The organism is Paracidobacterium acidisoli, from assembly GCF_003428625.2.
Classification (GTDB): Bacteria; Acidobacteriota; Terriglobia; order Terriglobales; family Acidobacteriaceae; genus Paracidobacterium; species Paracidobacterium acidisoli.
Window position 1 is genome coordinate 374877 of the sequence record NZ_QVQT02000006.1, and the last position, 22630, is coordinate 397506.

The following is a 22630-nucleotide window of genomic DNA, read 5'->3' on the forward strand; positions in this document are numbered from 1 at the left end:
ATGCGGCAGATCCTCTGCGGCGCAGCCGCGGCGCTTTGCCTGCTGGCCGTGGGCGCGGCGTCAGCGGCCCCCGTGCAGAATCTGCCGCAGCTCGACGGCAGACGCGCCCTTGAATACACGCGCCAGTTCGTCGCCATCGGCCCCCGCTGGATCGGCAGCCCCGGCCACGCCAAAGCAGAAGCCTTTCTGAAGGATCACTTCCGGCACGACGCGCTCGAAGAGGACACCTTCACTGCCAAAACGCCCGCAGGCAGCATGCAGATGCACAACTTCATCGTGCGCTTTCCCGGCAAAAAAGACGGCGTCATCGTATTCGCCACGCACTACGAAACCAACTACTGGCTGCGCAACGTCAACTTTGTCGGCGCAAACGACGGCGGCTCGACCACCGGGCTGCTGCTGGCCATGGCCGACTGGCTCCGCGCCCATCCGCCGCAGGGCTACAGCGTGTGGCTGGTCTTTTTCGACGGGGAAGAGTCCATTCAGCCGCAGTGGTCCGACAGCGACGCGCTCTACGGCAGCCGCCATCTGGCGGAGAAGTGGCAGGGCGACGGCACGCTGAAGCGCGTGAAGGCCCTGATCCTCGCCGACATGCTGGGCGATAAGGATCTCGACATCGACCGCGATCAGAATTCGACCGGATGGCTCGAAGACCTGGTGCGTAATGCCGCCTCGAAGTATGGCTATCAGTCGTACTTCTTCGCGCGCGACAATCAGGTGGACGACGATCACATGCCGTTCGTGCACCGCGGCGTGCCCTGCGCCGACATCATCGACATCGACTACGGCTACGAGAACAGCTTCCATCACACGGTCGAGGACACGATGGATAAGCTGAGCGCGGAGAGCCTCACCATCTCCGGCGACGCCTTCCTCGAATCGATCAGCCTGCTCAACCAGCGATGATGCACGCCGGCGCAACCACGACGTGGTGGGTATTCTTCCATGTGCTGGTTGTGGTTCTGCTGGCCGTGGACCTGGGCATCCTGCAGCGCGGCAAGCAGGCGGTTGCGCTCGGCACCGCCTGGGCATGGACCATCTTTCTGGCGGCGCTGGCCTTTGGATTCGCCATCTTTCTCTCGCACGCCGACGGACGGCAGCAGGGGCTCGAATTCTTCTCCGGCTACCTGATCGAGGGCTCGCTCAGCGTCGATAACCTCTTCGTCTTTCTGCTCATGTTCCGCTCGCTGCGCCTCGGCATCGAGGAGCAGCGCCGCGTTCTGCTGTGGGGCGTGCTGGGCGCGATCGTCATGCGCGCGCTCTTCATCGCCGTCGGCGTTACGCTGCTCAACCGCTTCGCGTGGATCGAATATCTCTTCGGCGCTTTTCTGCTCGTCGCCGCCGTCCGCCTGCTTCGTCACAAGGCCGACAAGGCGGAGGCCTCGGGCCTCGTTCGCTGGCTGCGGCGCTCGCGCATCGGCGGCTTTATTGAAACGGGAGGCCCCGATAATCCGACCATCCGGCTGGTCTTCCCCGCTCTCCTCTTTGTCATTCTGGCCGTCGAAGCCACCGACCTGATCTTCGCGCTCGATTCCGTTCCGGCGGTGCTGGCCATCTCGCGCAATCCCTTCGTCGTCTACACGTCGAATATCTTCGCGATTCTGGGGCTTCGCTCGCTGTACTTTGTGCTGGCCGGCCTGCTCGACCGGCTGCGGCTGCTGCACTACGGCCTCGCGGTGATTCTCGCCTTCGTTTCGCTGAAGATGCTGCTGCACCAGTGGATCGATGTGCCGGTTGCGATCTCGCTCGGCATCATTCTCGTCACGCTGGCCGTCTTCGCCATTGCCAGCCGCGTGATTCCCGATCGCAAAGCCGCGGCTAAGCTCTGAACCCGGTTCCCTGCCCTGCCTTCGTCACCGAATGCCGGGCAAACCGAAGGTCGTCGCGCTTCGGAAAATCATTGCGGTAGTGCGCGCCGCGGCTTTCTTCACGCGCCAGCGCTGAGCGCACGATCAGCTCGCCTACCCGCTGCAGATTGCGCAGCTCCAGCGCCGGCCGGCCGGCGTCCTTTGGAGCATCGCCCGAGAGCGTCTCCAGCTCGCGCATCGCCTCGCGCAGACCATCGCCCTCGCGCAGCAGGCCGGCCTTCTCCCACATCGTCCTCTGCAGCCTCTGCCGCAGTGCGGTGACATCTGTTTTCGGCAGCGTGTCTTCGCGTATTTCGACTGCGACGCCCGCAGCGATGGCCGCCTCCGCCTGCATGGCCTCTGCCGCGCGCGCGCCGAAGACCAGCCCCTCGAGCAGCGAGTTGCTCGCCAGGCGGTTCGCTCCGTGTACTCCGGTGCAGGCTACTTCGCCGGCCGCGTAAAGCCGCCGCAGCGAGGTGCCGCCATTCATGTCGCTGCGCACGCCGCCCATCAGGTAATGCGCCGCCGGACGTACCGGAATCCGGTCGCGCCGCAGCTCCAGCCCATGCTGCGCCAGGAAGCGCGAAATCCCGGGAAAGCGCTTTACCGGATCGATACCGGTGACGTGCCGCATGTCGAGATACACGGGCCGCTGCTCGCCGTCCGGTCCCATGCCCTCACGGGTGATGGCCCGCGCCACCACATCGCGCGGAGCCAGCTCCAGCAGCGGATGATAACGCTCCATGAAGCGCTCGCCGCGGTCGTTGATAAGGTACGCGCCCTCGCCGCGCAGCGCTTCGGAGATCAGGAACCGCGCCACGCCGGGCAGGCTCAGCGCGGTGGGATGGAACTGATAGAACTCCATGTCGGAGATCTCGGCGCCGGCGCGGTACGCCATCGCGATGCCGTCTCCGGTGGCCACAGCGGGGTTGGTCGTGTCACTGTACACCTGGCCTGCGCCGCCGCTGGCCAGCAGCACGGCCCGGGCGCACACCGCATACTGCGAGCCGTCCGGACGCAGCAGCGTCACGCCGCTCACTTCGCCGTCCCCGGCGAGCAGGTCGACCGTCGGCGTCCATTCTCGCAGCGTAATCCGCTCTTCGGAGCGGGCGCGCCGCAGCAGCGAGTGACCGATCTCGGCGCCGGTCGCGTCGCCGTTGGCGTGCAGAATGCGGTTGCGGCTGTGCGCTCCTTCGCGTGTGCGCATCAGCTCGCCGGCCTCGCGGTCAAAGCCCGTGCCCCATGCCAGCAGCTCGTCCACGCGGCGCGGACCCTCCTCTACCAGCACGCGCGCGGCTTCGCGGTTCACAAGGCCGTCGCCCGCGTTCATGGTGTCTTCGAGGTGCAGGGCCACATCTTCGTCGCCGCCCATCGCCACCGCAATGCCGCCCTGCGCGTAATGCGTGTTCGACTCGTCCAGAGCTTCTTTCGTGACCACCAGCACGCGTCCCGCGGCTGACAGTCCGATCGCGGCGCGCAGCCCTGCAATGCCCGCGCCCACCACTATAAAATCCGTCTCTTCCACACCGGCCATAACGTTCCAGGCTATCACGTAACAGCGTTCAGACCTTTTAGAGTATGCCCAGGCGGCGAAGGGTTCAGCCCATCTGCGATACGATGAAGAGATCGTGCGAACGATACACGTTAAAACAGAATCGGCCGATTATCCGGTGTATGTCGGCAGCGATTTTCTGCCGCAGCTTTCGCGCCATCTCCGCAAACTGAGCGGCGATGCGCTGCCCCGGCTCTTTATTCTCACCTCGCCCGAGATCTGGGCGCTCTGGGGAGAGGCCCTGCTCTCCGGCCTGCCCAAAGAGCAGCATCCCTCGATCCTCTTTCTGCCGCCGGGCGAGCGCTACAAGCGCCTCGCGGAGGTGGAGCGCCTGGCCGGCGAGCTGGCCGCGGCGGGCGCGGACCGCTCCTCCGTGCTGATCGCCTTCGGCGGAGGCATCATCGGCGATGTCGGCGGATTTCTCTCCGCCATTTACATGCGCGGCATCGACTACATTCAGATGCCCACCACGCTGCTGGCCCAGGTTGACTCTTCGGTCGGCGGCAAGACGGGCACCAATCTCAGCGCGGGCAAAAATCTGATCGGCAGTTTTCATCATCCCCGCGCCGTCTTTGCCGACGTGGCCACGCTGCAGACGCTCCCGGCCCGCGAGCTGCGCGCCGGCCTCTTTGAGAGCATCAAGGCCGGCATCATTCGCGACGCGAAGCTCTTCCGTTTTCTCGAGCGCAATGCCGAGGCCGTGCTGCAGCGCGATATGGATGCGCTGAAATATGTGATCGGCGCGTCGGTGCGCATGAAGGCCGAAGTGGTCGGCATCGACGAGCGCGAGTCGGGCCTGCGCATGATCCTCAACTTTGGACACACCATCGGCCACGCCATCGAGGCCGCCACCGGATACCGCAGGCTGCTGCACGGCGAGGCCATCGCCTGGGGCATGCTGGCCGCCCTGCAGATCGCGCTCGGCCGCGGCACCGTCACCGCGCAGGAGGCGGACCGCATCACGCAGACCATTCACGCCTATGGACCGCTGCGGCCCTTCCGCAGCAGCGCCGGACTGCTGCTGGGAGCGGCGGGACGCGACAAGAAGAACCGCGCCGGAAAGCGCCGCTTCGTGCTGCCGCAGGGCATCGGCGATGCGGTGGTCGTGGAAAATGTGACGGATGCCGAGATGCGCGACGCCGTCGAGTGGACACTGGCCGCTGCCCGCCAGTCCGAGCAGAAGACCGAGGCTCGCGGCCGATGAGCTCCGCGCCGCAGAACATCGCCCGCGCCGCAGCGGCAGGCTCACGGCCCTCCGGAGCCGACAGCGAGCAAAGCTCCGCGCGCGCCGTGCGCGAGATGTTCGACAGCATCGCGCCGCGCTACGATCTGCTGAACCATGTTCTCTCCTGCAATGTGGACCGGCTGTGGTGGTGGCGCACGGCGCGCCGCTTCCGGCATATTCTGGCGCGGCCCGAGGCGCGGGTTCTCGATATCTGCTGCGGCACCGGCGATATGACGCGGGCACTGCTGCGGCGCCGTCCCGCCGCTGCGCAGCCGGTGATGGCCGCGGACTTCTCGCATGCCATGCTGGTGCGCGGCGCGCGGAAGCTGGCGCAGGAGAACGTTTTTTTCGTCGAAGCCGACGCGCTGCACCTGCCGCTCGCCGGCAGCTCGCTCCACCTGATCACCACGGCCTTCGGCTTCCGCAATTTGTCCAGCTACCGCGCCGGTCTCGAAGAGTTCTTCCGGGTTCTGGCTCCGGGGGGTGAGGTCGGCATCCTCGACTTCAGCGAGCCTGGCGGCCTCCTCGGCCGTCTGTACGCGTTTTATTTCCGCCGGGTGCTTCCGGCCATCGGCTCCCGGCTCTCCGGCGTCGCCGGCCCGTATGCCTATCTGCCGTCGTCGGTGGCGAATTTTCCGCCGCCGCCGCAGATGCTCGATCTGATGCGCAGCACGGGCTTTACCCAGGTCTCATGGACGCCTTACAGCCTGGGCATCGCCGGGCTGTACCGCGGAATCAAACCTTCGGCGGAAGAGCTCTCCGGCCGCGTTTTTTGATTTCAGGATACGCTGAAGATTCGGTGGAAGACCGTATGCAGAATGCCTCCGCGACCATAAGCCCTGCCGCCAGCGCGGAAAAGCGCTCGGCTGCGCTGGTCTCCGTTGCCGCGGCCTGCGTGATGACCGCCCTCAAGCTCTTTACCGGGCTGTTGACCGGCAGTCTCGGCATGCTGTCGGACGGAGCTCACTCGGCGCTCGACCTGGTCGGCGCGGCGCTCACTCTGCTCTCGGTGCGCGTCTCCGACAGGCCCGCCGATGAGAACCATCCCTACGGCCACGCCAAGGTCGAAAACGTCTCGGCCTTCGTCGAGACCTTCCTCATGGCCGCATCGGCGGTATGGATCTCCGGCGAGGCCGTCGACCGCATCTTCTTCCACTCGGTCGCGATCCGCTACTCCGTCTGGCCGCTGCTGGTGCTGATGCTCTCCATCACGGTGGACTACTGGCGCTCGCGCCATCTGCGCGCGGTCGCCAACCGCTATAAGAGCGAAGCGCTCGAAGCCGATGCGATGCACTTCGCCTCCGATATCTGGAGCAGCGTCGCCGTCTTTGTCGGCCTGCTGGCCTCGTGGACCGGCTCTCTGCTCCACATCGGCTGGCTGCGCTACACGGATTCGGTCGCCGCCATCGCCGTCTCGCTGATGATTCTCGTCTTCAGCTGGAGGCTCGCCTGGCGCACCGTTCGCGCCCTCACCGATTACATTCCCGCCGAGGTGCGCCATCAGGTGCTCGATGCGGTACGGCACACCGACGGCGTGCTGGCCATCGATCAGGCGCGCGTGCGCCGCTCCGGCAGCTCGTACTTCGCCGATCTCACGCTGTCTCTCTCGCGCCAGCTCACCTTTCAGCGCACCGAAGAGCTGGTGCGCGACGCCACTGAGGCCGTGCAGCGCGTGCTTCCCGGCGCCGACGTCGTCATCCACACCGTTCCGCGCTCCACCATCGCCGAGAGCATCTTCGACAAGGTGCGCGCCGTCGCCTCGCGCAACAACGTGGTGATGCACGATGTGAGCATCCAGTCCTTCGACGACGGGCTGCACGTCGAGCAGCACATCGAGGTGCCGGAGAACATGCCGCTGCGCTCGGCTCACGACTTCGTGCGCAGCATCGAGGAAGAGATCCGCACCGAGCTTCCCCAGGTCAGCTCCGTACTTACACATATTGAAAGCGAGCCCGCCACCATCGAGAACCGCGTGAAGGTGGAGCACGACCGCCGCATCGAGCGGCACCTGCGCGCCGCCGCCGTGCACTTTCCGGAGATCATCGACATTCACGACATCGTGATCGGCCGGGTGGGCGACCACATTCAGGTGTCGTGCCACTGCACGCTGCCCGATGAGATGGAGATGCAGCGCGTCCACGAGGTGATCACGCTGCTCGAAGACCGCTTCAAACAGGAATGTCCTGAGGTGAACCGCATGCTGATTCATCCCGAGCCAGCCACCGATAATCACCATCGCTGAGGGAGATTCGATGATTGCCAGCACAGAATGGAAACCGGAAACCGGCGCGGAACAGGGCACGCTTTACGACGGACACACCCAGAGCGGGCATACCATCCGCTTCGACAGCACGCCTGCGCACACCACCGGCCTCAGCCCCATGGAAGCCGTGCTGACGGCGCTCTGCGGCTGCACCTCGGTCGATGTGGTCAGCATTCTTCAGAAGAAGCGCGAGCCGATCACCGGCCTCACCGTCAGCGCCACGGCCGAGCAGTCGCCTGCGCCTCCGCGCGTCTTCACGAAGATCCATCTCACTTATCGCATTCGCGGCAACGTCACACAAAAGGCCGCGGAAGATGCGGTGTCGCTCTCCAAAAACAAATACTGCTCGGTATCGAAGATGCTTGAGAAAGCCGCTGACATCACGTATTCGATCGAGCTCGACGAGGGAGCGGCCTCCGCTTGATCTCCTTCCTCCGCTTCGTGCTGATCGTGCTGCTGCTGGTGGTCGTCGCCATGACGTCAGCCGTCATCACCATGCACTTCGCCATTCACGGAGCGGAGGTCTCCATCCCCGACTTCCGGGGCATGACCATCGCTCAGGCCGTACGGCGCGGCGTGGATCTCGATCTGAACCTCAACGTTGAAAATCACTTCTATTCGACGGAGACGCCCGCAGGCCACATCATGAACCAGTCGCCCGCGCCCGGCACCCTGGTGCGCAGCGGCTGGCATGTGCGCATCATCGAGAGCCTGGGTCCGCAGAGGGTCGCCATTCCCGACGTGACCGGGCAGCAGGAGCGCCTGGGCACCATCGAGATTCGCCGCGTGGGACTGCAGCCCGGCGTCGTCGCGCAGCTTCCGTGGGCAGGCGCGCAGCCCGGTACCATCATCGCGCAGAGCCCGCAGGCCAAAGCCTCGGGCGTCGAAAGCCCGGAGGTCAGCCTGCTGGTCGCCGAGCCCGGCGATGCATCGGCCGGCAGCTTCGTGATGCCCGACCTGACCGGCCAGATGTTTACCGCGGCGGCCTTCGCCATCACCCATGCCGGGCTGCAGCTTGCGCCGGTCAAAGATGCCCCGGTCGCCGTGCTTCCGGTGGGCAGCACCGCTTCGCCGCTGCCACCCGCGCCATCTTATCCGCCGGGCGCGATCCTTGCGCAAAGCCCCGCCGCCGGCGAGCGCGTCGATGCTTCCACACCTGTTGCTTTAACAGTTGCCCGCTAGAGCCCCTTCACTCTTTTCGCTCAAACACGGCAGCGAAGAAACCATCACAGGGATGCACTCCGGGAATGGTGCGCAGGCAGCCGTTCGCCATCGCACTGGAAGCTCGCTTCGCTCCCTCAGCCGTCAGTGTTCCATCGGCCGATAGTGTGCCGAGAGGCGTCTCGACAGGCACGGCCCGATAAGCGGAGCCCGCGCCAGTCGCCCGCTCTGCCACCCGCTCATTCTCCTCCGGCTCGAGCGAGCAGGTGGAGTAGAGCAGCCGCCCTCCCGGCGCGAGCGCCTGCAGCGCCGCCGTCAGAATCGCCGTCTGCTTCGCCTGCTGACGCGCCAGCTCCGACGGGTCCACGCGGAAGCGAATCTCCGGATTCCGCGCAATCGTGCCCGTTCCGCTGCAGGGCACATCGCAAAGGATCAGATCGTACTTCGCCCGCGCTGCGATCTTCACCGCGTCGGCGAGCTCGAAGCGAATCCGTCCCGCCGGATCGACTGGCCGCAGAAAGTGCCGCATCGCATCGAGCCTGCGTTTGCTGATGTCGAGCGCCGTAATCTCGGCCATGCCGTTGCGCTCCGCGAGAATCGCCGTCTTGCCGCCTGGAGCGGCACAGGCATCGAGAATGCGCTGCGCTCCCGGCTGCGCCGCGGCGGCCAGCTCGGCCACCAGCTGCGATCCCTCATCCTGAATCCGCACGCGCCCCGCGCGAAAGACCTCCGTGCGCGAGACATCGCCCTTTACCACGCGCCGCGCCGCATGCAGAAACTCGCCCGGCGTCAGCTCGATGCCTGCAGCGGACAGCTCGGCCTCGGCCCGTTCGTCCAGCAGACGGATCGCCACCGGCGCGGGCTGCTGATCGAAGGCGCAGACGGCCTGCGCCGCCTCCATGCCGTAAAACCGCGCCCAGCGCTCGACCATCCATTGCGGATGCGCAAAGTCATCAGCGGTCTGCCGCGCCGACGCCGTGTGCGCGGCCGTCTGAGCGCGCGGCTGCTGGCTGATCTTTCGCAGCACGGCATTCACCATGCCCGCGGCAAAGCGCTCGGGAGACTGCTTGACCAGCTCGACGCTTTCGCTGATGGCGGCATGCGGCGGAATGCGATCGAGGTACAAAAGCTGATAGGCGCCGAGGCGCAGCGCCGCCGCGGCCTGCGCGCTCAGCTCCGTCTCGGGACGCTGCAGCAGGGGCTGTATCCGCATATCGAGCGCGCTCTGCCAGCGCAGCGTGCCCAGCACCAGCGTTGTCGTCAGATTGCGGTCCTGCGCAGAGAGCGCATCGACCTCGGGCGAGCGCAGCAGCTCGTCGCTGTGCGCGCCGCGTTCCTCAATTTGTATCAATATCTGATACGAAACGGCCCGCGCCGGAGAGATCCTGCCCGTTTTGCCCATCCCGGTCATGATTCGCCGAGCTTCGTGCCGCTCTCGAGCGCGCGTCCGCGCAGAAAATCGGCCGCAGCCATGCGCTTTTTGCCTTCGAGCTGAATCTCCACCAGCTCCACCCAGGTCTTTCCCTCGCAGGCGGCAAACAGGCGGTCGCCGTTCTGATGCAACCCGCCCGGACCGGCAGATGCCCCCGAGACCTCGGTCGGAAGCATGCGATGCACGGTCAGCTTTTTGCCCTGCAGCGTGGTCCATGCGCCCGGCCAGGGCTGAAAGCCGCGCCAGCGGTTGTAGATGGTCATCGCGGGCTGCGAGAAGTCGATGCGCCCGTCGTCGCGCGTCAGAATCGGCGCGGGCGTGGCCAGAGCATGGTCCTGCGGACGCCGCTCGATCGTCCCCGCGCTTAGTCCGGCCAGCGTCTCCAGCATCAGGTCCGCGCCCATCTCGGACAGCAGCGGAAAGATATCTTCCGACGTCATGGACGGAGCGATGCTCATGCCGCGCTGCAGCAGAATATCGCCGGTATCGAGCCCCTCGTCGAGGTGCATCGTCGTCGCTCCCGTCACCGGCTCGCCGTTCGCGATGGCCCACTGGATCGGCGCGGCTCCGCGATACTTCGGCAGCAGCGACCCATGCAGATTCAGGTTGCCGTAACGCGGCAGATCGAGCATCCACTTCGGAATGATGCGGCCATAGGCGACGACGAGGATCGCATCGGGCGCGATCGTCTCAAGCTGCGCACGGAACTCCTCATTCTTTTTGATCTTTTCCGGCTGCACCACCGGTAGTCCCGCATCGAGCGCGGTCACCTTTACGGCGGGAGCGGCAAGCTGCTGCCCGCGGCCCACCGGACGGTCCGGCTGCGTGACCACCAGCGCAACCTCGTGACCGGCGCGCACTACGGACTTCAGCGTGGGCACGGCGAACGAAGGCGTGCCGCAAAAGACCAGCTTCATGCGTCGGTTATCCGATTCCGCCATTGCGCTCTACCATTCGCCGGCCTTCTGCATCTTGCGAATCCGGCGCAGCACCAGGTCGCGCTTCAGCCCGCTGATGCGGTAGATGAAGAGCACGCCGTCCAGATGGTCGATCTCATGCTGAAAGGCGCGTGCCAGCAGCTCTTCGCCATCGATCTCGAACCACTCGCCCTTCACGTCCTGAGCGCGCACCTTCACCTTCGCGGCGCGCGAGACCTTCTCGCGAATCTCCGGCAGGCTCAGGCAGCCTTCCTCCTCGTACTGCTTGCCTTCTTTGCGGATGATCTCCGGATTGATGAGGACGATTTTGTCCCCGGGCTTCTCTTTAAAGCTGAGATCGATCACCGTCAGCCGCTTCGCGATGCCGATCTGCGGCGCCGCCAGGCCGATGCCCTTCGCCTCATACATCGACTCGAACATGTCGTCGACCAGGGTGCGCAGCGCTTCATCGAACTCAGTCACCGGTTCAGCCGGCGTCTGCAGCACCGGATCAGGAAATTTAACAATCTCTCGAATCATCGAATCGAGCCACACCCCTGAAAAAAATCTAGTATGCGCGAATCTGCTCCACGTAACCATCATAGTTACGTTTCAGCTCGCGCAGCGAATCTCCGCCGAACTTCTCCATCAACTGGCGCGCAAAGGCCAGAGCCACCATCGCCTCCGCCGCCACGCCCGCCGCGGGCACCACACAGACGTCGCTGCGCTCGTACGCCGCCTTCGTGGTCTCGCGCGTGTCGAAGCGCACCGACTGCAGCGGCCTGCGCAGCGTGGAGATGGGCTTGATATGGCCGCGCACGACCACGTCCTCTCCATTGGAGATGCCGCCTTCCACGCCTCCGGCATTGTTGTGCTCGCGCGTAAAGCGCGTGTGCGCGCCGTTCTCCGCCTTCTCTGCGTAGCCGATGGCGTCATGCACCTCTGAACCGAAGGAGATCGCCGCCGTCACGCCGCGCCCGATCTCGACCGCCTTGACCGCCTGCAATGACATCACCGCCTGGGCCAGAATGCCGTCCAGCCGCTCGTCCCAGTTGGCGCAGGTGCCGATGCCCGCCGGCGCGCCGTGCACCACCACTTCAAAGACGCCGCCGACCGTGTCTCCGGTACGCAGCACCTGATCCACTTCGGCCTTCATGCGCGCCTCGGCCTCTTCGTCCACGCAGCCCAGCAGCACTTCCTCTTTTGCCCGCAGCGCCGCGATCTCTTCCCACGTCACATCGCGCTGCAGCTCGGCATGGCCCACGCGGATGACGTGGCTGGCCACGTCGATGCCCAGCTCGAGCAGCAGCGATTTCGCAATCGCGCCGGCCGCCACGCGCGCCGTCGACTCACGCGCCGAGGCCCGCTCCAGCACATACCGCGCGTCGGGAAAATCGTACTTCAGCGCGCCCGCCAGATCGGCATGACCGGGCCGCGGAGAGGCCACCGCCTTGTGCTTCGACGGGTCGCCCGTCTCGACCGGCAGAATGTCCGTCCAGTTCTTCCAGTCGCGGTTGGCAATCTCCATGGCGATGGGCGAGCCGATGGTTTTGCCATGCCGCACGCCGCTCAGAATATGCGCCGTATCGGTTTCGATGCGCATGCGCCCGCCGCGCCCGTACCCCTGCTGGCGGCGCCAAAGCTCGCGGTTGATAAAGGTTTGATCCACCGGAACGCCCGCGGGCATCCCCGAGACGAGAGCAATCAGACTCTCGCCATGCGACTCACCTGCTGTAGAGAAACGAAGCATGATCTTTCAGCTTCGATTGTAGTTGATTACAGGAGTGTGAGCGTAGCGGCCAGACAACGCGGCAGGAGATCAGTCCGAACCCTCGGGTCGAATCGCCAGCTTTCCGAACTGCCCGCGATCCGGGGAGAATCTGCAGGAAAAACAAACTGCTTCCCATAAGCCGACATATCGGTACTGATCCGAACCTCGTTGCCGTCGAGTCTGCATTGGCGGCCCGTACTGAAAGTGGCAAACGTTTATCTATTGCCAGGATGGCTGTTTGTTTATTCAGGTTGAATCAATGTGAGATACCTGTCTGCTCAATCCCACACTGTATTGCTGCTTTGAGAACATCCACTTTTATGTCTGCCAGGGTCCTGAACCTGATGCAATACCCCGTCACGCTTGCTTTGCCGAGATCCGGCCCGAATGTCTGCGCAAGGTACTTCCTGTCTTCGATTCCAAGGATGTAGACGGAAATACCCGTTGTGTTGGCACTCATGCCTGTTTGGTAGAACTCCCTGGTTTTTCCGCTGGCATATTGAATGCTTCGAGATCCGTATCCAATGTTTGGGTTGGAGACGATTTTTCCTTTCTCGTCTTTTCCATCGAGGAACCACAACTGACAAGCCGGCATCAATGCCAGCATCATGTCATGCAGCTCTCGCATTTCGCTTTGCTTTGGTTCCGGTTGAGCGGCAATGTACTGCTCGATTTGTTCCTGCACCGTCATGTTGATCTCCTTGGCGCAGCGGTAAGCCAGTGTTCCAGGAAAACCAGATTGTTTGGGCATTAGAACCGGTGTCAATCGATGAAAATCGATAGCCGAGCATTGTGACCAATACCAAAAATCGCCTGAACTTTCAGGCCAAACACACTTTGACCTGCCGTTGGCTGCGACGCGGTTGATTCCCGATAAACGCCGTTCTCACCACGTAGCCAGGCTTTCAGATAGAGCCCTTACTCAGCAAGCCAGGCATACTGCGCGTCCGTCAGCGGAACCACCGACAGGCGCGCCTGATTGACCAGCGGCGAGCCGGCAAAGAGGCTGTTCGCTTTGATCTCCGCCAGCGTGTGCGGCGTCTTTACCGGCCTGCCGGCTTTGATGCGCACCACCGGCACCTTCGGATCGCTCGCATCGACCGAGACGACCTTGGCCAGGCCTCTCGCCGTCTTCTCGTCGCCCGTGTGATAGATCACCAGCTTGTCGCCCGGCTTCATGCCGCGCAGAAACTTCACCGCGGCCGGCGCGGTGACGCCATCCCATACCGTTTCGCCGTCGCGCGTCAGGTCATCCATCGAATAGACGCTGGGCTCAGTCTTCAAAAGGTAAGACATTGTCGCTCTCCGAAGCCGTCTTCACCGGCTCCCCGCCAGCATACCCGACCTCATCGGGAACCGGCATATTCGCCGCCAGATAGCGCTTCGAATCGAGCAGCGGACGATCGAGAGCGCGCACCCAGTCGGTCACCTGCCCGGCCGGCCGGCCGGCCGCCTCGTTGCGGGTCAGCTCGCTGCGCACCGTCTGCATCTTGGCATCCATGTCGTCCAGATAGTGCAGCAGAATCGCCTCAGGGATCATGGGCAGCTTCGGCGATCCGTACTCGTAGCGCCCATGATGGCTGAGCACCAGGTGCTCCACGAGAATGCGCTTCGCCTCGGGAAAGTCCGGCAGCGCGGCAATCTTCTTCTCGATCAGCCCGATACCGATGGTGATGTGCCCGAGGAGCTGCCCTTCGATCGTGTAGTCGAAGCTGGTTCCCCAGCGCAGCTCGCGCAGCTTGCCGATGTCGTGCAGAAACGCGCCGGTCAGCAGCAGATCGCGATTCACTTCCGGATAATGCTGCGCCGTGATCCGGCAGATGCCGAGCAGCGAGACCACATGCTCCAGCAGCCCGCCGATCCAGGCATGGTGCATGCTCTTGGCCGCGGGAGCCTCGCGCAGAGCCCCGGCGATCTCCTCATCGTCGAGAAAGGCGCGCAGAAGCGCCTGCAGGTCGGGGTCTGCAAAGCTCGCGACGAAGCTGTTCAGCTCCGCCCAAAGCTCCTCGACATCGCGCCCCGTCTTCGGAACGAAATCGCCGAGGTCGTACTCCTCCGGACGCGCCGGACGCAGCTTCTTCACCACCATCTGCAGCTTGTCCTGATAGCGGCCGACCTGGGCCTGAATCTTGACGACATCGCCTGCGGCAAAGTCGGCCACACCGTCGGCCTCCCACAGCCGCGCCTCAAGCTGCCCGGTGGCATCGCACAGGCTGAGAGCCAGATATGGCGCGCCATCTCTGCGATTGCGCACCTGCTTCGATCCGGCGACGAAGAAGCCGGTAATCTCCTGGCCGTCGTACCGGGCCAGGTCGGCGATCATCGGATGCTTCATGCCGGATCGGGTCTTTCCGTTACTGCTGGGGAGCGGCCGGAGCAGGCGCTGCGGGCGCTGAAGGAGCCGCAGGCGTCTGAGTCGTGCTGTCCGTACCCGCTGCCACCGTCTTCTTCCTGTCCTCGTCCGTCATGCGGCGCTTGGGACCGCTCTTCGCCGGGTTCGGCTTCTTTTTGTGCAGCGTGTCGCCCTGCAGCCCGAGCGGCGTGGACTGCTCGCTGCGGTCGGCCTCTTCCTCAGTGGTTACCGGCAGCGGAGCAAACGGGTTGATCTTCGCCTTTTCGCTCTTGTCCTTCGGCAGACGGGCGCGATCTTCAAAGCGAGACTTCTTCTTCGGCGCAGCAGAGTGCTCTTCCAGAACGGAGCCGTCCGGGTTCGTTATCTGCATGCCGGCGGGCACATTGCCGGACGCGACCTCGGTGTTCTGATTCTCGGCGTTCTGATTCGGCGCGTTTCCGGCCGGAGCGTTTCCGGCGCCGGCATCTTCCACCGCCGTCTGCGCCGGAGGCAGCGTCTCACGCGGCGCCTGGCCGAAGCGGATCTTTTCCTTCTTGCCCGGCTTCTGCGTGTATGCCTGCGCGCTGGCCTGCTGCTTCGTCCCGCTGTTCTGCGCCGCATTCACCTTGTCGAGGGTCGGCACGCCGCTCGGAGGCGCCGGAGCCTTTGTGTTCGCGTTCGCCGTCTCCGTCGTCTGGCTCATCCGGCCACGGCGATGGGTCACCTGACGGTAGCGCGTCCGCTGCTCGCGCTTCTTCTTCTTGCTCGGCGGAACATAGGCGCTGTACACCGGCTTCTGCTCATCCGGGCTCGCGCCGGAGTCCACATAGCCGGGCTTGATATCGATATAGGCGTCGTCGCGCAGCTTCGTCAGATAGGCGCGCAGCGCCGGCTGCATCTTCGAGTAGCCGATCTGCTCCTCGATCTGATTCTCGACATCCTTCTCCGGAGAGAGACCGCCCTCGGTATGCTGCATCACCTTCAGGATGACGAAGCCCTGGCGCGTCCGAATGGGTCCGGTGAACTGGTTCTCCTTCAGATCGAAGGTCTGGTCTTCCAGCACTTTGGCCAGCTGGCCGCGCTTGAAGTCGCCGAGATCGCCGCCCTGCGCCGCCGTCGGTCCGCCCGAGCTCGATTTGGCCAGCGTTGCGAAATCGCCGCCCGCCTTCAGCTTCGCTTCCACATCGTCGGCCTTCTTCTGCGCATCGGCCACCTGCGTGGAGTCGTCCGGATTGGCCGTCGGAATCAGAATCTCGCTCAGATGCACCTGCTCCGGCTTCTCGAACTCCTTCTGATGCGCGTTGTAGTAGTCCTGAATCTCGTTCGGACTGATCTGAATGTGGCGGCTGACCTCCTGGCCGATCACGTCGGAGGTGATGATGTTTTCGCGAATCTGCTCCTTGAAGTCCTCAAACGAGACGCCCTGCGACTCGGCGGCCTTCTGCAGCGCCTCCATGCTGTCGAGGTGGTTCTGTTTGCGGATCTCGTCGAGACGGCGCACCAGCTCGGCATCGGGATCGACGTTGAGCTGCTTGCCCCGCGAGAGCAGAAGCTGCTTGTCGACCAACCCGCGCAGCAGATCGCGCTGCTGCTCCATCAGCTGCTGCGGCGACCATCCCTGCTGCCGCGCCTCCGACTGAAGGTCCTGCTGGGCGCGGTCGTAATCCGACCGGCTGATGATCTGGTCGTTGATCCGCGCAATGATGTCTTCGACCACGGCGCCGTGATACGGGGACTGCTGCTGCGCCGCCGCATTCGAGGAGCGGGAACTCTGCCCCCATACAGGGAGGACGGCGAGGGTCACTCCGGCGAGCAGTGCGGTGAGCCGCGAACCCCGGAGGAGCAGACTGGCAGGCCGGGGCGACGAATACAGCGAAGGTCGAAGCATCATGTTGATAGACATCCCAAAAGGCGCCGCCGAAGCCGTCCCCGGCTCCGGAAAAACCGGCATACCGCAACTGGCCTGTACCGGCGCTGCTGCCATTCTAAACACCCGCCGCGTCGAATTGCCAACGCGGCTCGCGCCGCCGCCTGGCGAGGCTGCGGCCGGAATACCCGGTGCTATACTTCAGGCTGGAGATTTCCCGTATTCTTCGCCTGGCCCGGGAACTCCCTGAAGGATTTTTTTCAGAATGTCTACGCGTACCCGACGCACGTTTTTCTCGCTCATCGTCTTCTTCTCTGCCTGCTGCCTGGGCGGCATGCTCGTCAGCCAGCAGGTCGGAGCGCAGTCCAGCACCGATGAGTCCAGCTTTCGCGACAGTCTCAAATCCTTCAGCAATGTGTACGACGTTATTGCGCAGAATTATGCCGAGCCTCTGACCGGCGACATGCCTGACAAGGTGATCTACGACGGCGCCATCCCCGGCATGCTGCGCACCCTCGATCCGCACTCGAACTTCTACGATCCCAAAGCCTATGCCCGCATGCGCGAGGACCAGCACGGCAAGTACTACGGCGTGGGCATGGTCATCCAGCCGCAGAACGGCAAGATCGTCGTCGTCTACCCCTTTGAAAACACCCCGTCCTACCGGGCGAAGATTCACCCCGGCGACATCATCATCGCCGTCGACGGCAAGCCGACCGCCAATCTGGGCTCCGATGCCGTCGCCAACATGCTCAAAGGCCCCAAGGGCACACACGTCCAGGTCACGGTCACCCGCGAGGGAGCAGCCTCGCCGCTCACCTTCGATCTCATCCGCGATGAGATTCCGCACCCCAGCATCGACCTGAAATACGAGATCCGGCCCGGCGTCGGCTACATTCACATCACGCAGTTTCAGGAGACGACCGGCCGCGAGTTCGATGACGCCGTCGCCAGCTTCGGCGATCTCAAGGGTCTGGTGCTCGATCTGCGCAACAACCCCGGCGGCCTGCTGACCGAAGCCGTCAGCGTCTGCGACCGGCTGCTGAAGCGCGATCAGATCATCGTCTCGCAGCGCGGCCGCGCTTACCCGGAACAGGTCTACCGCGCCACCCACGGCAACGGCGGCGAGAACTTCCCCATCGTGGTGCTGGTCAATCGCGGCACGGCCTCGGCGGCGGAGATCGTCTCCGGCGCGCTGCAGGATCATGACCGCGCCCTGATCGTCGGCGAGACCACCTTCGGCAAGGGTCTTGTGCAGACCGTGTATCAGCTCTCCGACAATACCGGACTGGCGCTGACCACCTATCACTACTACACGCCCAGCGGACGGCTCATCCAGCGCAACTACAACGGCGTTTCGCTCTACGACTACTACTACAATCACGATCATCCGACCGACCTGAAGGATCGCGAAGTCCGGCTCACCGATTCAGGACGCACGGTCTACGGCGGCGGCGGCATCACGCCCGACTACAAGGCCGAGGCACCAAAGTCGAACCACTTCGAAGACCTGCTGCTGGCCCACTATGCCTTCACTCACTTCGCTCCGCACTATCTGGTCAATCACACCGTGACGAAGGATTTTCAGGTGGACGATGCGGTGATGAGCGACTTCAAACAGTTTCTCGGCTCGCAGAACGTCGCTTACAGCGATCAGGACATCAACAGCTCTCTGGACTGGATCAGGACCAACATCAAGGCCGAGCTCTTCACCATCGTCTTTGGTCAGACCAACGGCATCGAGGTTCGCGCCGACTGGGACCCGATGATCCAGCAGGCGCTGACCTACCTGCCTGCGGCGTCGCAGCTCGAGCAGACGGCGCTCAAGGCCGATGCGGAAAAAGAGGCGGCCCTCAGCAAGACTCCGGTCGGACACTGATTCCCGATCGATACGGATTCAGGCCGGAGGCGCTGCCTTCGGCCTTTTTCTCTGCCCGATTTCACTCCCGGCGGAGACGCAGAACAGGACACCCGGATGGAAATTCGTTTTGCTGAAGAACGGGACGTGGAAGCGCTGAGAGAGCTTATCAACCAGGCCTTCCGCGTCGAGAGCTTTTTCAAGATCGGTGACCGGCTCGATGCACAGTCCGCACAGGCTCTCTTTCGCACCGGCCGATTTATGGTCGCCGAAGAAAACGGCGCTCTCGCGGCCTGCGTCTATGTGGAGATCGGCGGCCGGCGCGCCTATCTTGGCCTGCTCTCCGTCGATCCCTCGCGTCAGCGCTCCGGTTTAGGACGCCGCCTCATCTCCGCCGCAGAGGAGTTCGCCCGCGAGATGGGCGCGCACTTTATGGATCTGCGCGTCGTGCATCTGCGCACCGAGCTGCCTCCTCTGTATGAAAAGTACGGCTACACCGTCTCGGGCACCGAGCCCATCCCCGAGGCGATGAAGGCGCTGGTCAGCATGCCCTGCCACTTCATCCGCATGTCCAAGCCGCTCGGCTGCCCCGGTCCGCGCCCCTGACCGCACTTTCTCCGCAGAACTTCAGCAAAGAACCGCCTGCCGGCACTGTGACTCCACCTTTTGGCGGAGAGAAAAACCCATCTGTCGCATCACGACATATGCTGTGACCGGCCTCGATAATGGTCCGCGCAGTCTGCTGTAACCCATGCGGGCACTTTGGCGGAATCTTCGCGGCGCGTTTGCCGCGGTCTGCTCCGCCTGAACAAAACATCCGCACGGAGACTGCTCATTTCATCTTTTTGACGAGGCCTGCTCATTGAATTCTGATTTCGCTCGCACCTCCGCCTTCAAACCAACCTCAGCACAACATAAAAACAGGATGCGGCTTCTGCCGGGGCTCTTTGCGGCTCTGGCTGCGGCGCTGCTTTTTCCTCTTCATCTGCATGCGCAGGGCTGCATCGTGGCCCGCTCGCCGGAGCAGGTGCTGCCGGGCATCGACCAGAACGGCCTGCCCACCAGCCAGGGCGGTTATCTGCAGCCCGGACACGTTCAGGTCACCATCGGGGAGCGCCACCAGTTCTCGTATCAGCACTACGTCGGCGACGCATATCAGGAGTACCGCGCGCAGCAGCACACGCAGGTCGAGAACCGGATCAACATCGTCACCGCGGACCTGATCTACCAGTGGACGCCGCGCATCAGCTTCGAGCTCAATGCGCCCTTCCTCTTCGCTTCGCGGAAGTCGCAGAGCTCTCCGATTGAGTACCAGGCCTCGGGCATCGGCGACACCATTCTCGCCGCGAATGTCTGGCTCCTGAATCCGAAGAAGAACTTCCGGGGCAATTTCCAGGCGGGTATCGGCATCATGATGCCCACCGGCAACGACGATGTGCTGAACACGACCAGCAGCACCAGCAGCGCCGGCGTCACCACAACCACCACCGCTCCGGTCGACTACTCCATTCAGCCCGGCAATGGCGGCTGGGGCATGGATGTGCAGTGGCAGGGATTCCGCGCCGTCGGCAGCCACCTTATCTTCTACACCGACGGCGATTACATCGCCTCGCAGGGCGACACCAACGGCGTGCAGCGCAGCTCCAGCACCACCACGCCGCTCGACAACTACGTCGCCCCTCCGATCAGTATCTGCTTGAGGCCGGCGTCTCCATTCCCATCGACCAGGTCCGCGGCCTCACCATCACCTTCGGTCCGCGCGACGAAGGCGTTCCCGCGAAAAACCTCTTTCCCAACAGCAACGACGGCTTCCGCCGCCCCGGCTTTGCCGTCTCCGCCGGTCCCGGCGCCGAATACGCTCGCGGCTCAAATATCTTTTCTGCCAGCGTCTTCAAGGCCGTTCACCGCGACCGCACGGTGAGCTATCCCGATGAGGTGTACCATGCTCATGGCGACGCGGCCTTCGCGCAGTATGTCTGGCTGGCCAGCTTCACGCACCGCTTCTGAACAGCACGCGGGTACCCCCATGTCCGGAGATCCGGACATGGGCATCGGCGACAGAAGCATGCCGCCGCGCAGCAGCTTCTCAAACAAGATTCACACCAGCAGAAGTTACACATACGGAACGACCATGAATCCTCTTCGCCGCATCCTGATCGTTTCTCTGCTCGCGCTTCTTCCTTCCGCCGCATTCGCCGGAAAGACCCCGAACCTGTCTCTGAAGGATCTCAGCGGGCAGACGCAGAAGCTCTCGTCGCTGAAGGGGCAGATCGTCGTGCTCAACTTCTGGGCCACGTGGTGCGGTCCCTGCCAGGAAGAGCTGCCGCGCCTCTCCGCGATGGCGCAGAAATATGCCGGAAAGAATGTTCACTTTGTCGCTGTCTCCATCGACGCGCCCAAAGACCGCTCTAAAATCGAGCCGCTGATTCATAAGCTGAATGTGAATCTCGATGTCTGGTCCGGCGCCGACGCCGATACGCTCGACCGCTTCGGCCTCGGCAACATCGTGCCCGCCACCATCGTGATCGACGACCAGGGAAAGATCGTTACCCGCATCATGGGCGAAGCCCGCAATGAAGACGTAAGCACCACCGTCGACTGGCTGCTCGGCGGCCGCTCCGGCGCGGCGCCCGAGGCAAAGATCAAGCGCTACTGATCTCCGCCTGCATCGCCGGAGCGGCGCAGGCCGCGCCTCGTCTATCCGCGGCCCTTCGGAGTAAGGCCGGTCCGGCGCAATCTGCGTCCAACCGGGCATGGTGCGGTATCGGCCCCTGTACGCCGGCCTGGCGTACTCTCAGAAGAAGGAATCTCTTTCCGGATTCGAATCAGAATTCTCAGTCGCCACTCGCTGGCTGGACTCCGTTACCGGTCTGCCGGTTACAGTACGAACAGGCCGCAACCGGGAGGGTTTCCACCCGCAAACGGCATACAGCCCCCGGACGACACTCCATTTGGCGTGCCTCGACATCCTCTCCATTTCCGCACGGGAGTAACGCTATGATCGGCTTCACATCAAAAAATCCGAACCACCTCTCCACACCCGACCTTGACCGTCTGCGCCAGGCCACCGAGCCGCTTCTTCGCGCGCGCCGCGACGTGCGCCCCATCCGCGAGCTTCCCGAGGCCGTGCGCCCGCACTCTCTCGAAGAGGCCTACGCCCTGCAGGATCTGATGGCCGAAGCCCTCGGCCCCATCGGCGGCTGGAAGATCGGCGCGCTCTCACCGGAGGCCACGCCGCTCTACTGCCCCATGCCGCTCTGGGGCGGATTCGCAAGCTCCGGCTCCGTGATTGCCGAACCCCTCCGCCGCCTGCGCGGCATCGAGGCCGAGATCGCCTTCCTGCTCGGGCAGGACCTGCCGCCGCGCGTCCAGCCGTACTCCCGCGAGGAGATCGTCGCCGCCATCGCCAGCGCCCATCCCGTCATCGAGCTGCTCGAATCGGGCTACGACGATCCGGATACGGTCGAGCGCTTTTCCTTCCTCGGCGATCTGCAGATCAACGGCGGCTTCGCCTTCGGTGAAGCTATTCCGGACTGGACCACGGTCGATCTCTCCCGCGAATCGGTCACCGTTACCGTCGACGATATGGTGCGCTTTGAAGGCACCGCCTCGAACAGTGCGGGCACCGATCTGCTCCGTCTCGTCGAGTACCTGGCCAACCAGGGCTCGGCCCGCACCGGCGGTCTTCTCGCCGGACAGTGGGTCACCACCGGAAGCTGGTCGGGCAAAACGCACGCCGCCGCCGGCTCCACGGTCGAGGTGCGCTTTTCCACCTGCGGCTCCGTACACCTTCGCTTCGCCTGATCTCCGGCAGCGCGATCTCCGGCGGCCGACAGACAGACCACGCGGCAGGGATGGGCTCCCCTGCCTTGCCGCGCCGTCTCCGCCGGAATCCCTGTCCGTGAAGCAACACATTAGTAACTCGCCCTCCGCGTTACTAATGTCTGAGGTTCTCCCTACCGATACATACCTCATGAAGCGACTCTCTGCTCTGCCGAGGTATACCCATGCATAACTTTGCCCGCTCGAACTCTGCTCCCGTGAAGCGGCCGGCCAGGGGACGCAGGCCAGGCCTGCTGCTGGCTGTGGCCGTTCTGCTGCTCTGCACTCTTCCGCTGCACGCCGATGACCGCCACGTGCAGCGCCGCGTTCCCCCGGTCTATCCGGAGCTCGCCCGGCGCATGCATATCGGCGGCATGGTGCGGGTCTCCGCAACCGTCGCGCCGGATGGCTCGGTCACGAATGCGAGGGCCACGGACGGAAACAAGCTTCTGACCACTGCCGCCGAGGATGCGGTCCGCAAGTGGAAGTTCGCGCCTGCCGACGGGGCCACGACGGAAGTCATCGACGTGAACTTCGAAGTCGGCAATTAACCCTGCAATATCGTTCGCCACAAAGCTAATGA

The 22630-nt window shown here is 63.9% G+C and carries 22 protein-coding genes; 13 read left to right on the plus strand and 9 right to left on the minus strand.

All coding sequences use genetic code 11. The features are described 5' to 3' along the window. Positions 1 to 906, plus strand: a complete 906-nt coding sequence (locus D0Y96_RS17520; RefSeq protein WP_117302480.1) for a M28 family peptidase — start codon at positions 1 to 3, stop codon at positions 904 to 906. Further along, entirely contained in the window at positions 903 to 1829 is a 927-nt protein-coding gene (locus D0Y96_RS17525) for a TerC/Alx family metal homeostasis membrane protein (protein ID WP_252263896.1), read from the plus strand. The genes D0Y96_RS17520 and D0Y96_RS17525 overlap by 4 nt, the downstream gene beginning before the upstream one ends. Here D0Y96_RS17525 and nadB read toward each other — a convergent pair. Next, positions 1819 to 3381, minus strand: a complete 1563-nt coding sequence (nadB, locus tag D0Y96_RS17530; RefSeq protein ID WP_117302482.1) for an L-aspartate oxidase — start codon at positions 3379 to 3381, stop codon at positions 1819 to 1821. The genes D0Y96_RS17525 and nadB overlap by 11 nt on opposite strands. A 94-nt stretch (positions 3382 to 3475) precedes the next feature. Here nadB and aroB point away from each other — a divergent pair, with 94 nt between their 5' ends. Genes aroB through D0Y96_RS17555 form a run of 5 tightly spaced genes read left to right on the plus strand, consistent with a single transcriptional unit; the run spans position 3476 to position 8069 of the window. Then, the gene (gene aroB, locus D0Y96_RS17535) at positions 3476 to 4603 is read left to right on the plus strand and encodes a 3-dehydroquinate synthase (RefSeq protein ID WP_117302484.1); all 1128 of its coding nucleotides are present in this window, start codon (positions 3476 to 3478) and stop codon (positions 4601 to 4603) included. After that, the gene (locus D0Y96_RS17540) at positions 4600 to 5400 is read left to right on the plus strand and encodes a ubiquinone/menaquinone biosynthesis methyltransferase (protein ID WP_117302486.1); all 801 of its coding nucleotides are present in this window, start codon (positions 4600 to 4602) and stop codon (positions 5398 to 5400) included. The genes aroB and D0Y96_RS17540 overlap by 4 nt, the downstream gene beginning before the upstream one ends. Before the next feature lie 35 nt (positions 5401 to 5435). Next, positions 5436 to 6866, plus strand: coding sequence for a cation-efflux pump (locus D0Y96_RS17545; RefSeq protein WP_117302741.1), 1431 nt, complete (start codon positions 5436 to 5438; stop codon positions 6864 to 6866). A 10-nt stretch (positions 6867 to 6876) separates the two neighbouring features. Beyond that, on the plus strand, positions 6877 to 7311 hold the full coding sequence (locus D0Y96_RS17550; protein WP_117302488.1) for an OsmC family protein: 435 nt from the start codon (positions 6877 to 6879) through the stop codon (positions 7309 to 7311). After that, positions 7308 to 8069 carry a PASTA domain-containing protein gene (locus tag D0Y96_RS17555; RefSeq protein ID WP_117302490.1) on the plus strand — a complete coding sequence of 254 codons (762 nt, stop codon included), beginning with the start codon at positions 7308 to 7310 and terminating at the stop codon, positions 8067 to 8069. Before D0Y96_RS17550 ends, D0Y96_RS17555 begins: the two co-directional genes overlap by 4 nt. Positions 8070 to 8076: 7 nt before the next feature. Here D0Y96_RS17555 and rsmB read toward each other — a convergent pair whose 3' ends face one another. From rsmB to D0Y96_RS17595, 8 genes are all read right to left on the minus strand, one after another. Further along, positions 8077 to 9459 (minus strand): 16S rRNA (cytosine(967)-C(5))-methyltransferase RsmB, encoded by a 1383-nt coding sequence (gene rsmB / locus D0Y96_RS17560; RefSeq protein WP_117302492.1) that lies wholly within the window; start codon positions 9457 to 9459, stop codon positions 8077 to 8079. Next, positions 9456 to 10397 carry a methionyl-tRNA formyltransferase gene (gene fmt / locus D0Y96_RS17565; protein WP_117302743.1) on the minus strand — a complete coding sequence of 314 codons (942 nt, stop codon included), beginning with the start codon at positions 10395 to 10397 and terminating at the stop codon, positions 9456 to 9458. Before fmt ends, rsmB begins: the two co-directional genes overlap by 4 nt. 30 nt (positions 10398 to 10427) lie before the next feature. Continuing rightward, positions 10428 to 10937 (minus strand): peptide deformylase, encoded by a 510-nt coding sequence (def, locus tag D0Y96_RS17570; RefSeq protein ID WP_117302745.1) that lies wholly within the window; start codon positions 10935 to 10937, stop codon positions 10428 to 10430. 28 nt (positions 10938 to 10965) lie between these two features. Beyond that, positions 10966 to 12147, minus strand: coding sequence for a chorismate synthase (gene aroC, locus D0Y96_RS17575; RefSeq protein ID WP_117302494.1), 1182 nt, complete (start codon positions 12145 to 12147; stop codon positions 10966 to 10968). 277 nt (positions 12148 to 12424) lie between these two features. After that, positions 12425 to 12859 carry a DUF1801 domain-containing protein gene (locus D0Y96_RS17580; protein ID WP_117302496.1) on the minus strand — a complete coding sequence of 145 codons (435 nt, stop codon included), beginning with the start codon at positions 12857 to 12859 and terminating at the stop codon, positions 12425 to 12427. A 227-nt stretch (positions 12860 to 13086) separates the two neighbouring features. After that, the gene (locus D0Y96_RS17585) at positions 13087 to 13464 is read right to left on the minus strand and encodes an EVE domain-containing protein (protein WP_117302498.1); all 378 of its coding nucleotides are present in this window, start codon (positions 13462 to 13464) and stop codon (positions 13087 to 13089) included. Beyond that, on the minus strand, positions 13442 to 14503 hold the full coding sequence (locus D0Y96_RS17590; RefSeq protein WP_117302501.1) for a 3'-5' exoribonuclease YhaM family protein: 1062 nt from the start codon (positions 14501 to 14503) through the stop codon (positions 13442 to 13444). Before D0Y96_RS17590 ends, D0Y96_RS17585 begins: the two co-directional genes overlap by 23 nt. Positions 14504 to 14522: 19 nt before the next feature. Beyond that, a complete protein-coding gene (locus tag D0Y96_RS17595; protein WP_158562463.1) occupies positions 14523 to 16391 on the minus strand; it encodes a peptidylprolyl isomerase in 1869 nt (622 codons plus the stop codon). A 241-nt stretch (positions 16392 to 16632) separates the two neighbouring features. On the opposite strand from D0Y96_RS17595, the gene D0Y96_RS17600 reads away from it, so the two are divergent. The 6 genes from D0Y96_RS17600 to D0Y96_RS17625 all read left to right on the plus strand — a co-directional run bounded on the left by D0Y96_RS17600 (position 16633) and on the right by D0Y96_RS17625 (position 22598). Next, positions 16633 to 18246, plus strand: coding sequence for a S41 family peptidase (locus tag D0Y96_RS17600; protein WP_117302505.1), 1614 nt, complete (start codon positions 16633 to 16635; stop codon positions 18244 to 18246). 96 nt (positions 18247 to 18342) lie between these two features. After that, entirely contained in the window at positions 18343 to 18831 is a 489-nt protein-coding gene (locus tag D0Y96_RS17605) for a GNAT family N-acetyltransferase (protein ID WP_117302507.1), read from the plus strand. A gap of 319 nt (positions 18832 to 19150) precedes the next feature. Further along, positions 19151 to 20146 carry a hypothetical protein gene (locus D0Y96_RS17610; protein ID WP_117302509.1) on the plus strand — a complete coding sequence of 332 codons (996 nt, stop codon included), beginning with the start codon at positions 19151 to 19153 and terminating at the stop codon, positions 20144 to 20146. A 105-nt stretch (positions 20147 to 20251) separates the two neighbouring features. After that, on the plus strand, positions 20252 to 20881 hold the full coding sequence (locus tag D0Y96_RS17615; protein WP_252263897.1) for a TlpA family protein disulfide reductase: 630 nt from the start codon (positions 20252 to 20254) through the stop codon (positions 20879 to 20881). Positions 20882 to 21222: 341 nt separating this feature from the next. After that, positions 21223 to 22029, plus strand: a complete 807-nt coding sequence (locus D0Y96_RS17620) for a 2-keto-4-pentenoate hydratase (protein WP_117302511.1) — start codon at positions 21223 to 21225, stop codon at positions 22027 to 22029. Positions 22030 to 22232: 203 nt separating this feature from the next. Beyond that, positions 22233 to 22598 carry an energy transducer TonB gene (locus tag D0Y96_RS17625; RefSeq protein ID WP_117302513.1) on the plus strand — a complete coding sequence of 122 codons (366 nt, stop codon included), beginning with the start codon at positions 22233 to 22235 and terminating at the stop codon, positions 22596 to 22598. The last annotated feature ends 32 nt before the right edge of the window (positions 22599 to 22630 follow it).